The 13,518-nt window shown below is 75.1% G+C and carries 11 protein-coding genes; 7 read left to right on the plus strand and 4 right to left on the minus strand.

The genetic code is table 11. The features are described 5' to 3' along the window. Positions 1-20 precede the first annotated feature (20 nt). Together MID12_RS09815 and MID12_RS09820 are read right to left on the minus strand one after the other, a co-directional pair. Entirely contained in the window at positions 21-560 is a 540-nt protein-coding gene (locus tag MID12_RS09815; protein ID WP_263166223.1) for an excalibur calcium-binding domain-containing protein, read from the minus strand. Positions 561-818: 258 nt separating this feature from the next. Beyond that, positions 819-2,234 (minus strand): Gfo/Idh/MocA family protein, encoded by a 1,416-nt coding sequence (locus MID12_RS09820; protein ID WP_040248970.1) that lies wholly within the window; start codon positions 2,232-2,234, stop codon positions 819-821. A gap of 229 nt (positions 2,235-2,463) precedes the next feature. On the opposite strand from MID12_RS09820, the gene MID12_RS09825 reads away from it, so the two are divergent. Both MID12_RS09825 and MID12_RS09830 read left to right on the plus strand, forming a co-directional pair. Further along, positions 2,464-3,441, plus strand: a complete 978-nt coding sequence (locus MID12_RS09825) for an SDR family oxidoreductase (RefSeq protein ID WP_263166227.1) — start codon at positions 2,464-2,466, stop codon at positions 3,439-3,441. A 121-nt stretch (positions 3,442-3,562) separates the two neighbouring features. After that, the gene (locus tag MID12_RS09830) at positions 3,563-4,168 is read left to right on the plus strand and encodes a nuclear transport factor 2 family protein (RefSeq protein WP_263166229.1); all 606 of its coding nucleotides are present in this window, start codon (positions 3,563-3,565) and stop codon (positions 4,166-4,168) included. Positions 4,169-4,179: 11 nt separating this feature from the next. Here the strand turns inward: MID12_RS09830 and MID12_RS09835 are convergent, their stop codons facing one another. Both MID12_RS09835 and MID12_RS09840 read right to left on the minus strand, forming a co-directional pair. Next, the gene (locus MID12_RS09835; RefSeq protein WP_411576933.1) at positions 4,180-5,073 is read right to left on the minus strand and encodes a spermidine synthase; all 894 of its coding nucleotides are present in this window, start codon (positions 5,071-5,073) and stop codon (positions 4,180-4,182) included. Positions 5,074-5,154: 81 nt separating this feature from the next. Beyond that, positions 5,155-5,610 (minus strand): hypothetical protein, encoded by a 456-nt coding sequence (locus tag MID12_RS09840; protein WP_237282697.1) that lies wholly within the window; start codon positions 5,608-5,610, stop codon positions 5,155-5,157. Positions 5,611-5,969: 359 nt separating this feature from the next. Between MID12_RS09840 and MID12_RS09845 the strand changes: the two genes are divergently transcribed. From MID12_RS09845 to MID12_RS09865, 5 genes are all read left to right on the plus strand, one after another. Next, complete coding sequence (locus MID12_RS09845) at positions 5,970-7,460, plus strand: tetratricopeptide repeat protein (RefSeq protein WP_263166232.1); 1,491 nt, start codon at positions 5,970-5,972, stop codon at positions 7,458-7,460. 363 nt (positions 7,461-7,823) lie between these two features. Then, complete coding sequence (locus MID12_RS09850) at positions 7,824-8,810, plus strand: phosphatase PAP2 family protein (protein ID WP_040248976.1); 987 nt, start codon at positions 7,824-7,826, stop codon at positions 8,808-8,810. Next, entirely contained in the window at positions 8,710-10,203 is a 1,494-nt protein-coding gene (locus MID12_RS09855) for a hypothetical protein (RefSeq protein WP_411577050.1), read from the plus strand. The genes MID12_RS09850 and MID12_RS09855 overlap by 101 nt, the downstream gene beginning before the upstream one ends. Next, complete coding sequence (locus MID12_RS09860; protein WP_263166233.1) at positions 10,200-11,981, plus strand: hypothetical protein; 1,782 nt, start codon at positions 10,200-10,202, stop codon at positions 11,979-11,981. Before MID12_RS09855 ends, MID12_RS09860 begins: the two co-directional genes overlap by 4 nt. Before the next feature lie 92 nt (positions 11,982-12,073). Continuing rightward, positions 12,074-13,375, plus strand: coding sequence for an AAA family ATPase (locus MID12_RS09865; protein ID WP_263173038.1), 1,302 nt, complete (start codon positions 12,074-12,076; stop codon positions 13,373-13,375). Positions 13,376-13,518: the final 143 nt, after the last annotated feature.

Genomic DNA, 13,518 nt, shown 5'->3' on the forward strand with positions numbered 1-13,518 from the left:
CCGCAGGCGCCCGCCGCCGCTCAGGAGTCGCAGCCCGTACCGTCCCCGTCGCGGTCCAGATGGGCCGCGTAGCCCGGTTCCCCGCGGTGGACGGGGGCGGCGCCCGCAGCCCGGGCGGCGGTGCAGTTCTCGTAGTAGACGCTGCCGGTGCCGCCGCCTCCCGTACCGCCGCCGCTCCCCCGCGCACGCGAACTCCCGCCGCCCGACGTGCTGTTGGCGTCGCTGTTCCCGGAGTCCCGTGTCGCGCGCGGACGTTCGGTGACCGTGGCGGTGGCCGTCGCCGTGCGGGTGACGGTGACCCGGGGCTCCGGTTCCGCGCGCGCGGTGGCCGTGACCGTGGTGGTCGCGGACGGGGCCGGGGCGCTGGCGGCGGGCTTCGCCCGGTCGGTGGTGGAGGCGGCGTCCTGTGACGAGCTGACCCCGAAGCCGACGCCGAGGAAGAGGAGCAGGGCCCCGCCGCCCCAGACCCGCTTCATCCTGCCGAGCGGCCGCTGCGGAGGCACCGGCGGCGGTACGTACGGACCGAACGGCGACGGCGGCCTGTTGTCAGGAAAGTTCATGATCCCCCCTGGGATGTCGTACGCAGGGGCACATCATGGAGCATGTGGAGTAAATGTGGAGGCGGAATGCAGGAAACGTGATGCGGCGTGGGGAGGGAGACGGACGCGGAGACACGGGGACGGAGAGGGAGAGGGAGAGGCGAAGGCCCGGTCACCGGAGTCAGGGAGTAGGTGACCGGGCCTTCGCGGTACCCGCGGGGGGCTCACGGAGGGGGTTGTCTCACGAGGGGCGCTCCCGCGCGGGAGTCGGGGTGCGGTTCAGCGGACCGGGGGCATCTCGGTCTGCTTCGAGTCCAGACCGGGGCGCTTGCCCACCCAGGAGCCGCGGGTGAAGTCGGGCATCTGCACCGGACGGCCCTTGTTCTCCAGGGACTTGACGCTCAGCGGGACCGCGGAGCACCAGGCGGCGGAGTCGTAGACGTCGAAGTCGGGGACGAGCCCGGCGCGCATCGACTGCACGATGCGCCACTGCATGACGTAGTCCATGCCGCCGTGGCCGCCGTTCTCCGCCTCGTCGGCCAACTCGCGCCACAGCCAGTGCTCGTGCTCCTCGCGGTAGGGGGCGAAGCCGCGCCAGACGTCGTCGCTGTGGTCCGGCTCGAAGTAGACGCGGGCACCGGTCGGGTCGCCGCCCGCGTAGTCCTCGAAGAGACCGCGGCTGCCCGCGAGGGTGTTGATCCTGCTGTACGGGCGCGGGGAGCTGACGTCGTGCTCGGCGCGGATGGTGCGGCCGTTCGCCGTCTGGATCATGCAGGTGGTGAGGTCGCCCTCGATATAGGTCTCCTTCCACGAGGGGTGCCCCTTGGGGACGAACCGCTCGCGGTAGTCGGCGAGGCCCTTGGGCGCGCTCGCGGTGGCGGTGAGGGTGGCCATCCGGTCGCCGCGGTTGATGTCCATGGCCGCCGCGATCGGGGCGAGTCCGTGCATCGGGTAGAAGGAGGCGCGGCTGCGGGTGTGCCACAGGCGGCGCCAGGAGTCGGTGTAGTACGTGTCGTCGAAGAGCAGGGCGCGCAGGTCGTGGAGGTATCCGCCGTGGCCGTTGGTCAGCTCCCCGAAGACCCCCTCGTGCGCCATCCTCAGCATCGCCAGCTCATTGCGGCCGTAGCAGCAGTTCTCCGCGAGGATCAGGTGCTTGCGGGTGCGCTCGGAGGTGTCGACCAGGTCCCACAGCTCCTTGAGCTCCGGGGCGATGGGCAGTTCGACCGCGGCGTGCTTGCCCGCGAGCAGCGCCGCCCGGCCCTGCTCGTAGTGGAACTCCCACGGGGTGGCGATGTAGACGAGGTCGATGTCCTCGCGCTTGAGGAGTTCCTTGTACGCGTCCCTGGAGCCGCCGAACTCCAGGGGGCGCGGCTTGCCGGCCTTCTCCAGGGCGTCGGCGCTCTTCTTGGCGCGGTCGGGCCGGATGTCGCAGACCGCGGCGACCGTACAGCCGGGGATGACCGACCAGCCCGTGGTCATCGGACCGCCGCGGTTGCCGAGGCCGATGATGCCGACGCGCACGGTGTCGTGGGCCTCGTAGGGCACGTTGATCATCGACTTCTGGCCGGGTCTGCGGCCGGGGGCGGCGGCCTCGGGGGTCCCGGCGTGGGCGGAGCCCATCCCGGCCGCGAGCGCGCCGGTGGCGAGGGCTCCGCCGAGGACCAAGCGGCGTGGGACTGCGGGGATTTCAGGCATGGGCGATCCGTTCCTTGTGAGGGGGTGAACAAGGCTCGCTAGCACTCAAGAGGGTTGCGGCACCACCGGGAAGATGTCAATAGACGCTCAAAACAAGCTCATTTCAAACAGAAAACGTCATGCGGGTGACGAGACGGCCGGCGGCGGGCAGGGTGCGGAGAGGTGGGGACGGCACCGGCCGGCACGTCTCGCGGGGCCGTTGTCAGTGGCGGCTGCCAGACTCGCGCGCATGAGCTGGACACCGGATACGGAGGCGCTGCGCGGACGCGTGGCGGTAGTGGCAGGGGCGACACGGGGCGCGGGAAGGGGCATCGCGGCGGCGCTCGGCGAGGCGGGGGCGACCGTCGTCTGCACGGGCCGCAGCAGCAGGGCGGGCACGCTGCGCTCGGACTACGGCGGGCGGCCGGAGACCGTCGAGGACACCGCCGAACTCGTCACCGAACTGGGCGGCACCGGGGTCGCCGCCCCCGTCGACCACCTGGACTCCGCCCAGGTGGCGGCGCTGGCCGAGCGCATCCGCCGCGAGTACGGGCGGCTCGACATCCTGGTCAACGACATCTGGGGCGGCGAGACGCTCACCGGCGGCCCCGACAACTGGAACACCCCGCTGTGGGAGCTCGACCTCGACCCGGGGCTGCGCCTGCTGCGGCTCGCGGTCGACACCCATCTGATCACCTCGCACCACCTGCTGCCGCTGCTCGTCGAGCGCCCCGGCGGCCTCGTCGTGGAGATGACCGACGGCACCACCGCGCACAACGCCGAGCGGTACCGCCTCTCCGTCTTCTACGACCTCGCCAAGGCCTCGGTGAACCGGCTGGCCTTCTCCCAGGGCCACGAACTCGCGGCGCACGGCGGCACCGCGGTGGCGCTCACCCCCGGCTGGCTGCGCTCGGAGATGATGCTGGAGCACTTCCGCACCACCGAGGAGACCTGGCGCGACTCACTGCGCCCCGGCCCGGGCGGCGAACCCCCGTCCGCGCCCGCGGACTTCGCCCTCTCCGAGACCCCGCGCTATGTCGGCCGCGCGGTCGTCGCGCTGGCCACCGACCCGGAGCGCACCCGTTGGAACCAGCGCTCCCTGGACGTCGGCAGCCTGGCCAAGGAGTACGGCTTCACCGATGTGGACGGCTCGCAGCCGGACAGCTGGCGCTATATCGAGGAGGTGCAGGAACCGGGGCTGGAGGCGGACTACGCGGACTTCCGGTAGGGCGGCGAAGCGGACGCAGGTGGGGGTCGGCGAAGGCAGGGGGGCGGCTCCGCGGTGGCGGGCACCGGACGTCTCCGGCCGGGCTTGACCTCAAGTTTGGTTCAGGTCACACGATCGAGACATGACTTCCTCCACGTATCGACGCACCGGTCCGGGACCGGCCCTCGCCGACCTCGTCAGCCGCTATTTCGCCTCCCTCGACGACCGCCGTACGGACCTGGAGTGGGCCCGGCGCTACTTCACCGAGGACGCCACCACGGTGACGCCGATCGGCACCGTCGCGGGGGTGGCGGAGATCGCCGCGCACACGCGCACCGCGCTGGGCAGGTTCGCCGCCACCCAGCACATCTCCGCCGATCTCCTGATCTCCTCCGGGACGGCGACCGGGAACGGCGACCGGCCGAAGACCCGGGAGCCCGGAGAGCCCGGTGGGCCCGCGGAGCCCACGGAGCCCGCAGAGCCCGACGCACCCGCAGAGCCCGGCGAGGTCAGCCTCGCCTGGAACGCGCTGATGACGCACATCCACCGCGCGTCCACCCTGGAGCGGCGGGGCCCCGAGGCGGCACCGCTGTTCACGGTGGGCGGCCGGTGCCGCGCCGAGGCCAAACTCACCGAGCGGGGCTGGCGCTTCACCCACCTGTCCATCACCCCGCTCTGGCACACCGGTCAACCGCCCGTCCTCCCCGAGGAGGTGGAGCGGGAGCTGCCCGAGATGCCGGGCGGCTGACCGGCCCGTCTCTACTCGAAGACGCCGGGCGGCGGGGCGGGCGAGGCGACCGCGTCCGCGTCGGTGACCGGGGCGGCGCCGCCCGTGAAGTCGGTGAGTTCGCGGGCGTGCAGCAGGCGTCCGGGGTGCGGGTCCGAGGCCGCGCGGCGGGTGAGTTCGGCCACCGGCAGCGGGACCGCGGAGCAGGCGAGCACCGCGTTGCCGAAGCGGCGGCCGCGCAGCACGGCCGGGTCGGCGAGCAGGGCCAGCTCCCCGAACACCCCGGCGGCGGTGGCGATCTGGCGCCGCAGATGGGTCAGCGGCGGCCCGTCGGCGAGGTTGGCGGCGGCGGTGCCGGTGGGCGCCAGGACCCTGCGCAGCTCGGTGTAGAACTCCCCGCTGGTCAGATGCGCCGGGGTGCGGGCGCCGCCGAAGACATCGGCGAGCACCAGGTCCGCCCAGCCGTCCGGCAGCCTGCCGAGGATCTCCCGGGCGTCGCCGGTGCGCACCCGGATCCGGGCGGCGGGGTCGAACGGCAGCTCCCGGCGCACGAGGTGGACAAGGGCGCCGTCGCGTTCGGCGACCTGCTGGGTGGAGCGGGGGCGGGTGGCGGCGACATAGCGGGCCAGGGTGCAGGCGCCGCCGCCGAGGTGCAGCACGCGCAGCGGCGCACGCGGCGGCGCGAGGGTGTCGACGAGGTGCCCCAGCCTGCGCTGGTAGGCGAAGCCGAGATACGCCGGGTCGTCGAGGTCGACAAACGACTGCGGGGCGCGGTCGAGGAGCAGGGTCATGGCGCGCGGGCGCTCCCGGTCCGGGACCAGCTCGGCGAGCCCGCCCTCGACCTGCTCGGCGATCGTCCGCGCGGCACCGGCGGATCGCCTGCCCCTGCCCTTCGCCGCGTCCTTCGCCGCTCGTTTGCCCGCCACGGGCCCATTATCGGCCGCCGCTCCCGGTGGGGCGCGACGGCCCCGGGGCGGCACCTCGGGGGAAGGTGCCGCCCCGGGAGATCAGCGGCAGTTGTCGGCTGCCTCGATGGTGCGCGCCGCCTCGCCGAGCGCCGCGCGCAGCACCGCCGGGTCGGTGACCGGGTCGGCGTCGCGCGGCGGGACCAGCCAGTCGGTGCCCTCCGGCGCCTCGGCCGCGCGGCCGAGCGGGAGTCCGCCGCCCGCGGTGCGGGTGCAGTCGCTGCCGGGCACGTCCCAGCCCTCGGCGGTGCCCCGGGGGACCACGAAGCTGAGGGTGTCGTGGTCGTCGTCGTGCAGGACCGGGCCGACCCCCTCGCAGGACTGGCGGCGCAGGATGTCCACGGCCTCAAGTCCCTGCCGGGAGGGCACGGTCACCACCTCGCGCGGGTCGGCCGCGGCCCGGCACTCCGGCGTCGGCGGGGGTGGCAGAGCCGCGGCCGTCGGGTGCGGCGCACGCGATGTGTCCGCGGGCGCGGGCAGCACGCTCTCCACGGGCATCGGCGTTCTCGCTGTGCTGGTTTCGCACCCGGGCTCCCACACGAAAAGCCTCCTCGCAATTCCCTGCTGTTCTTGCAGGAACGGTTCGCTCGGTCTCCGCATGGTTCAACGGCGCACGGCGCGGGCGGCTACGGCACAACACCACCGCAAAGGATGGCAGTTCATGGCACATCGCGGGTGGGATATCCGTTTTGTACAGAAACTAGGTGTATCCGATCCGTCACACACGGTACGTTCGGGCCTCGCCGGTGCGGCTCGCGGCACCGGAGCCGCCGGGACCGGGACGCGACCGGCCCGGACCGCGCCGTACACCGGAGGTCGGGCCCGCAGCCGCGGGAGAGTTCGCAGGGAGAGGTCACATGGCGTCTTCACCGGTCACCGGGCCGGCCCCCGTACCGGGCGGGCCCCGGCCCAATCTCGCCTTCCGGGAACTGCGCGGACCGCGCTCACCGGGCGAGTTCGCGGCCGCGGTGCGCCGGGCGGCGCGCGAGATCGGCGAGCGCGTCAGCTGCGACGCGCGGTACGTGGGCCGGGTGGAGGCGGGCGAGATCCGCTGCCCCAACTACGCCTACGAGCGGGTGTTCCGGCACATGTTCCCCGGCCGCACCCTCGCGGACCTGGGCTTCGCCCCCCGCTCGGCGGTCCGCGGCCGGAGCCCGTCCGCGGACCCGGCGGCCCCTTCGAGAGGAGCTGCCGGTCTCCCCGGTCCCCGGACCCCCGACGGACCGGCGGAGAGGCGAAGCGGACCGTACGGGACGCACCGCGGCACCGAGATCCGCAGCGGTACCGAGATCCAGAGCAGTATCCGGAGCAATGAGGAGAGCGACGTGCAGCGTCGCGCGTTCATGACCGGCGGCACCGCCGCCTTCGCCGCCGCGCTCGGGCCCTTCGGCCCGGGCGCCGATTCCGCCGTCGCGGTGCGCAGGGCCGGGGAGAGCGAGGTGCGCGCGCTGGAAGAGGCGGTCCGCGGCATCCGGCTGCTCGACGACCGGCACGGGGCGGACGGCCTGTACCGGCGCGCGGGCGCACCCCTGCGCGCCGCCTACGCGCTGCTCGACGCGGGCGCGAGCCGCGGCTCCACGGCCGGCCGGCTGCACGCGGGCGCCGGTGAACTCGCCCTCTCCGTAGGCTGGTTGGCCCATGACTCGGGGCGCCACGACGATGCCCGCTCGCACTACGCGGAGGCGCTGGCCACCGCCCGGATCGCCGGGGACGCGGCCCTGGAGGCGCACGCCTTCAGCAATACGGCCTTCCTCGCCCGGGACGCGCACCGCCCGCGCGAGGCGGTACGCGCAGCGCAGGCCGGTCTGCGCGCGGCCCGGGAGCTCGGCTCGGCCCGGCTGCTCAGCCTGCTGGCCCTGCGCGAGGCGGGCGGCTGGGCCGGGCTCGCCGACCGGGCGAGCTGCGTACGGGCGCTGGCGGCGGCGCGGTCGCTCTTCGCCGAGGGCCCGGCCGAGGCGGACCCGGAGTGGATGAGCTTCTTCGGGGCCGCCGAGTTCGAGGGGCTCCAGGCGCAGTGCTGGTCGGCGCTGGGCGACTGGCGCACCGCCGCCGTGCACGCCCGCCGCGCGGTCGGCCTCCAGGACCCGCACTTCACCCGCAACACCGCCCTGTACACCGCCGAGCTGGCCCAGGACCTGGCCCGGGCCGGACGCCCCGACGAGGCGGCGGCCGAGGGCGGCCGGGTGCTCGACCTGCTCGGCGTGGTGCAGTCCACCCGGATCCAGTCCATGCTCGCGGGCACCGCCCGGGTCCTGCTGCCGCAGCGCAAGGCCGCGGGCGTCGGCGACTTCCTCGCACAGCACACCGCGTTCCTCGAAGGGCAGACCGCGCTGCCCCGCCGGGCGTGAGCTTCGCCACGTCCCGCCCGGTGGCGCGCGCGGACCGAGCGGTGCCCGGGACCGACCCGCGATACTGACGGCCCTTGTCCGGGCGGCCCGTAATGCCCCCCGCCCGCGCGCGGGCGTTCGTACGGGCGCGCGGTGAAGGTCGTGCGCCCGGGCTGTGCGCGCCCGGGAACCCGCTGGAACAAATGGGTCGGAAACTGGCAGGATTGCCCACTTGTGGCGCGTGCCGCCCCGTGTGCCCCGTGCAACCCGGGGCGGTCCCGCTGCGTCTTTGACGACCGGGGCGCCCCCTGGTCGCACTCGCAGGGACCCTAAGGTGGGGCGACTGGGCCGCGGGCCGCAGCAGCCAAGGAGGAGGGCGATCACATGCCGCACAGCAACGCGGCGGACCCCGGCGCACCGGAGAAGACACCGCTGCGCTGGTGGACCGAACTGCCGCTGCTGGTGTTGGTGTATGCCGCCTATACCGCGGGACGGCTGCTGGCCCGGGGGAACGAGGAGGCCGCCGTCGACCACGGCCTGGCCATCCTGCGCGTGGAGCAGGCGCTGCGCATCAACGCCGAGCACCCGCTGAACCGGCTCTTCCGCGCCGAGACCTGGATCGGGGTCCCGGCCGACTTCTGGTACGCCTCGCTGCACTACGTCCTGACCCCGGTGGTCCTGGTGTGGATCTTCCGGCGCCGCAAGGACCTGTACCGCCGGGCCCGCACCTGGCTGATGACCTCGACCATGGTCGGACTGATCGGCTTCACGCTGCTCCCGACCTGTCCGCCGCGGCTCCTGGACGCCAAGTACGGCTTCCTGGACACCATGGCGCAGTACTCCGACTACGGCTGGTGGGGCGGCGAGGCGAGCGCCCCGCGCGGCATGGGCGGCATGACCAACCAGTTCGCCGCGATGCCGAGCCTGCACGTCGGCTGGGCGCTGTGGTGCGGGGTGCTGCTCTGGTACTGCGGGCGCGGTCCGCTGATGAAGACCGCCGCGGTCGTCTATCCGCTCGGCACCACCATCGTCGTGATGGGCACCGCCAACCACTACTTCCTGGACGCCGTCGCGGGCGCCGCCACCATGGGGGTCGGCCTGCTGCTCACCCGTCCCGTGCTGCGCCTCGCCCAGCGGGTACGCGAACTCCTCGGCGGGCGCCCGGTCAAGACCGCGGCGCAGCCGTCCCGTTCGGTGATTGTCGGTGCCGAGTGCCAGACTCCGGTGGGTGAGCGAATTCCCGGACAGCGCCAGGAGGCGCAGCAGCCAGGTGCCCGTCCCGCGGACTCCACCGAGGAGTCCGGCCGGGTCGGCGCCCGCGAGCCCGACCGGGCCGGCACCGGCGAGGGCGCTCCGGCAGCGGCTCGCTGAGCTGCGGGGCCCGGAGCACCCGCCCCGGCCCCTGGACGCCCGCGCCCTCGCGGCCCTCGCCGCCAACCCCGGCTGCCGCCGCCGCGCCCTGCTCGACGGCGCGGGCGTGGACAAGACGGCGCTCGCCGCGGCGATCGGCTCCCCCTCCGCCTTCGGCCAGTCGCAGTTCGCCCTGGTACGGGGCAATGCCTTCGAGGCCCGGGTCAAGGCCGACGGCGGCGCCGCCCTGCTGCGCCTGGTCCACGCGCACACCGCCCCGCAGGCCGAGGCACCGGATCCGGCCCGCTCCCGGGTGCCCGACCTCGGCGCGAGCGGGCCCGAGGGCCGGGTGGCCCGCACCGCGCTGGCCCTGCGGGAGGCCGTGGCGGCGAAGGCCTGGACCCTGCTCGACCATCCGCTGCTCACCCTGGACGTGGCCGGTTCGCCCGCCTATCTGGAACCGGACGCCCTGGTGGTCCACCCCGGCGGGCGCTGCACCGTCGTCGAGATCAAGTCCTTCCCGATGATCGACGGCACCGCGGACCCGGCGAAGGCGGGCGCGGCGGCCCGGCAGGCCGCGGTCTACGTACTCGCCCTCGAAGGCCTCGTACGGCGCCTGCCGGAGGAGGAACCACCCGAGCCGGAACGCCTGGCGGCCGAACAGCCCGGGGCCCGGACCGGCGAGGAGGCGCGGACCGACGAGCGGGCGCGGGCCGACGAGCAGGCACAGGTAGACGAACGGGCGCAGGCCGATGACGAGACACGGGCCGACGAGCAGGCAAGGGTCGACGAACGGACGCGGACCGACGAGCAGGCACGGACCGGCGGACACGTGCTGCTCGACGACAAGGTGCTGCTCGTCTGCCCGAAGGACTTCTCCAATCTGCCCGCCGGGGCCCCGGTGGACATCCGCAGGCAGCTGTCGGTGACCCGCCGCCAGCTCGCCCGGCTGACCCGGGTCGAGGAGATCGCCGAGGAGCTGCCCGAGGGCACCAGCTTCGACGTCGGGCGCCCGCCGGAGGAGCTGACCGCCTCCCTGGAGAGCGTGCCCGCGGCCTACGCCCCCGAGTGCCTGGCCGCCTGCGAGCTGGCCTTCCACTGCCGGGCCCGCTCGCGCGCCGAGGGGCAGGTGACCGTCCTGGGCCGCGGGGTACGCGCCGAACTGGGCGCCCTGACCACCGTCGAGGAGGTCCTCGCCACCGCCTGCGGCGCACAGTGCCCCGGCCCGGATCGACAAGGCCTCGACCCGGCGCCCGCGGAGCCGACCGCCGCCGCCGAGCCGACGTCCCCCATCGCTGCCACCGACCCCACCGCAGCCGACCCCACCGCCCGGGCCCTGCGCCGCGCCGCCGCCCTGCGCGCCGAGGCCCTGGCCGGTGCGGGCCTGAGGCAGGGCGGGGAGGAGCGCGCATGAGCCTGCTCACCGACCTCGCCCGCCTCGAAGCGGTGCACAGCGGCCGGGCCCAACCGGCCGCGACCGTGCTGCACCGCCACCTCTCGCCCCGCCCGCTGGTCCTGGTGCCGCTGACCACCGCGGGCGAGACCGGCGCCCCGCTCGGCGCCCTCCTCGGCACCGACCGCGAGGCGCCCCGGCTGCTGCTCGTACCGCAGCCCCGCGACCGCGAGCTGCGCTTCACCTTCCTGGCCCGGCTCGCGGACCAGGTACTGCCCTACGTGGCGGAGTACGCCCGGGACGCGGAGGTGCCCGAGCCGAGCCGGGCCCGGCCGAAGAAGGCCGCCGAGGACGGGGAGGAGCCCGAACCGGAACCCGAACTCTGCACGGACGCCCCGCAGTTGATCGTGCCGAGCCGGGGCGGCATCGAGTGGGTGCGCCTGCTCGGCCGCTCGATGCGCTTCCGCCGCACCGCCGAGCAGGACCCGGAGAGCAGCCACCCCGCCCCGCCCCATGTCCCCTTGCTGGGCCGCTGGTTCACCCACTACGCGGAGCGCTCCCGGGTGCCGGGGTCGAGCCTGCTGCTCGCCATGACCGATCTGCTCTCCCGGCACTGGGCCACCGGTCAGAGCAGCCTGGAGGACCAGCACCTCGGGGCGCTGCTCGCCTGGATCGACGCCCGGCCGGAGGACCCGGAGGGCAGGGGCGGCGCCGAGGCCGCCCTGCACGCCGAGACGGCACGCGACGCGCGCGGCCAGCTGCACTGCCCCCCGGCGGGCCCGGCCACCGACCCGGCCTTCGACAACCGCCTGCTCGCCCCGGCGATCGAGGCCTACGACCGGGCCCGGAGCGCGTACGCGGCCGCCGGGGACGGCACGGCGGCGGACCGGGCGCTCGGCCAGGTCACCGCCGCCGAACGGGAGATCGGGGCGCTGGTGGAGTCCGTCACCCGCCCCGCCTGGGAGGCCGTCTGGCGGGGCGTCGACCTGCTGCGCACGCTGCCGCCCGCCGCCCACACCGAGGAGCGCTGGATCCGCGACCGCTGGTCCTTCACCGCGCACCGCGACCGGCTGGCCGCGGGCGAACCCCCGCAGCCGCGCCGCGACGACGCGGTCACCGCCGCCCGCAAACTCGCCACCCGGGAACGCGAACAGGCCCGTCTGGAAGCCCAGGAGGCCCTCGACGACCCGCTGGCGATGGCGGTGCGGCGGCTGTCCGGCGAGGCCTTCGCGGGCGAGGTCACCGAGGTGCTGCCCGCCTGGTCGGAGGGCAAGCGCCCGAGCCCCCGCCCCCTGGTGACGATCCGCACCGAGGACCGCCCCTACCTCGGCGAGGGCACCAAGGCGTACCGCTCCCTGGACGGCAAGCAGCAGACGGCCGAGTTCGTACGGTACGAGCAGGAATCCGTACCGCCGGAGAGGGAGTCCGCGGGGGACGGGGAGGAGTCCGTACGGGGCGACGAGACGGCGGAGGGCACGGGCGGAGACGGAGCCGAAACCGGAGCCGGAGCCGGAGCCGGGGAGCGGGCCGCGGCGGCCGTCGGGGGGCAACTCGCGGCGGAGGGGGCGCACTTGGTGGTGCTGCGGATCACCGACCGGATGGGCCGGGCCAGGGAGCCCGCGCCGGGTTCGGTGCCGGAGAAGGGCGAGCGGGTCTGCTTCACGCTCTTCGCCCATGAGCAGCGCGGCGGCGGCCGGCTGCCCGAGCCGGAGGACACCCCCTGGACGCACGGCGGCCCGCCCGGCGCGGACGCTCCCGCCGAGGCGCCCGATCCGCTCACCGGGGAGGACCTGCTGTGACCACCGCGCCCACCACCGGCCGCCCGGACCCCGGGCCGGACCCGCGGGACCCGGCCGGACCGGCCGCCGCCGACCCGGGCGCCGCCGCGGACCTGGCCACCGCGCGGATCCTGCACCACACCCTGCACGGCGAGGCGCGCGGGGTGGTCGTGGACTCCCCGCCGGGGGCGGGCAAGTCCACCCTCGTCGTCCGCGCGGCCCGCGAACTGGCCGCCGCGGGAAGGCCGTTGATGGTCATCGCGCAGACCAACGCGCAGGTCGACGACCTGGTCCTGCGGCTCGCCGCCAAGGACCCGGAGCTGGGCGTCGGACGGCTGCACAGCAGCGAGGCCGAACCGTACGACCGCGCCCTGGACGCGCTGCCCGCCGTACGGACCTCCGCGAAGGCGGGCGATCTGGCCGGGCTCGACGTGGTGCTCTCCACGGCGGCGAAGTGGGCGCATGTGCGCACCGAGGAGCCCTGGGGCCACGCCATCGTGGACGAGGCCTACCAGATGCGCTCGGACGCCCTGCTCGCCGTGGCCGGGCTCTTCGAGCGGGCCCTGTTCGTGGGCGACCCGGGCCAGTTGGACCCCTTCGCGGTGGTCGGCTCCGAGCAGTGGGCGGGCCTCGCCTACGACCCCTCCGCCTCCGCGGTCTCCACCCTGCTCGCGCACAATCCGGAGCTGCCGCAGTTGCGGCTGCCGGTCTCCTGGCGGCTGCCCGCCTCGGCCGCGCCGCTGGTCTCGCGGGCCTTCTACCCGTTCACACCGTTCACCAGCGGCACCGGACCCGGGGCGCGCGGGCTCGACTTCGCGGTGGCCTCGGACGGTTCGGGCCCGGACCGGGTGATCGACGAGGCGGCCGGCTCCGGCTGGGGCCTGCTCGAACTCCCCGCCGCGCGCACCCCGCGCACCGACCCCGAGGCGGTGGACGCCCTGGCCCGGGTCGTCGCGCGGCTCCTGGAGCGGGAGGGCAGGGCGCGTTCGGAGACGGCCGAGGAGCCGGTGCCGCTCACCGCGGCCCGGATCGCCGTCGGCACCGCCCACCGCGACCAGGCCGCCGCGGTGCGCGCCGCCCTCGACCGGCTCGGCGTCCGCGGCGTCACGGTGGACACCGCCAACCGCCTCCAGGGCCGCGAGTACGAGGTCACGGTGGTCCTGCACCCGCTGTCCGGGCGGCCCGACGCCACCGCCTTCCACCTGGAGACCGGCCGCCTGTGCGTGCTCGCCTCCCGGCACCGCCAGGCCTGCATCGTGGTCTGCCGCGCGGGCGTGCCCGAACTCCTGGACGCCCACCCCTCGACGGAGCCGGTGCAGCTCGGCGTCAGCGTGAAGTTCCCGGACGGCTGGGAGGCGAACCAGGCGGTACTGGCCGAGCTGGGCGAGCACCGGGTGGCGTGGCGGCCCGGCTGAGGCGCGGCGGGCGGATCCGGACCCCTCGCGCGGACCGGGGAACCGGCCCTCTTGCGCCGACCAGGACAATGGAGGGTGGTCCGCTCGCCGAGGGGTGGCGGGCGGCGGGTCCGTGCCCGGGCCGAGGAACGTACGAGGAGGAT

Origin of the sequence: Streptomyces sp. SCSIO ZS0520, assembly GCF_025643355.1 — a bacterium.
GTDB lineage: Bacteria > Actinomycetota > Actinomycetes > Streptomycetales > Streptomycetaceae > Streptomyces > Streptomyces physcomitrii.

Excerpts from the sequence above, each read along its gene's own strand:
- MID12_RS09815 (WP_263166223.1), bottom strand. The coding sequence starts at position 560 with ATGAACTTTCCTGACAACAGGCCGCCGTCGCCGTTCGGTCCGTACGTA.
- MID12_RS09845 (WP_263166232.1), top strand. The coding sequence starts at position 5,970 with ATGGCGTCTTCACCGGTCACCGGGCCGGCCCCCGTACCGGGCGGGCCC.
- MID12_RS09840 (WP_237282697.1), bottom strand. The coding sequence starts at position 5,610 with ATGCCCGTGGAGAGCGTGCTGCCCGCGCCCGCGGACACATCGCGTGCG.
- MID12_RS09860 (WP_263166233.1), top strand. The coding sequence starts at position 10,200 with ATGAGCCTGCTCACCGACCTCGCCCGCCTCGAAGCGGTGCACAGCGGC.
- MID12_RS09820 (WP_040248970.1), bottom strand. The coding sequence starts at position 2,234 with ATGCCTGAAATCCCCGCAGTCCCACGCCGCTTGGTCCTCGGCGGAGCC.
- MID12_RS09830 (WP_263166229.1), top strand. The coding sequence starts at position 3,563 with ATGACTTCCTCCACGTATCGACGCACCGGTCCGGGACCGGCCCTCGCC.
- MID12_RS09825 (WP_263166227.1), top strand. The coding sequence starts at position 2,464 with ATGAGCTGGACACCGGATACGGAGGCGCTGCGCGGACGCGTGGCGGTA.
- MID12_RS09850 (WP_040248976.1), top strand. The coding sequence starts at position 7,824 with ATGCCGCACAGCAACGCGGCGGACCCCGGCGCACCGGAGAAGACACCG.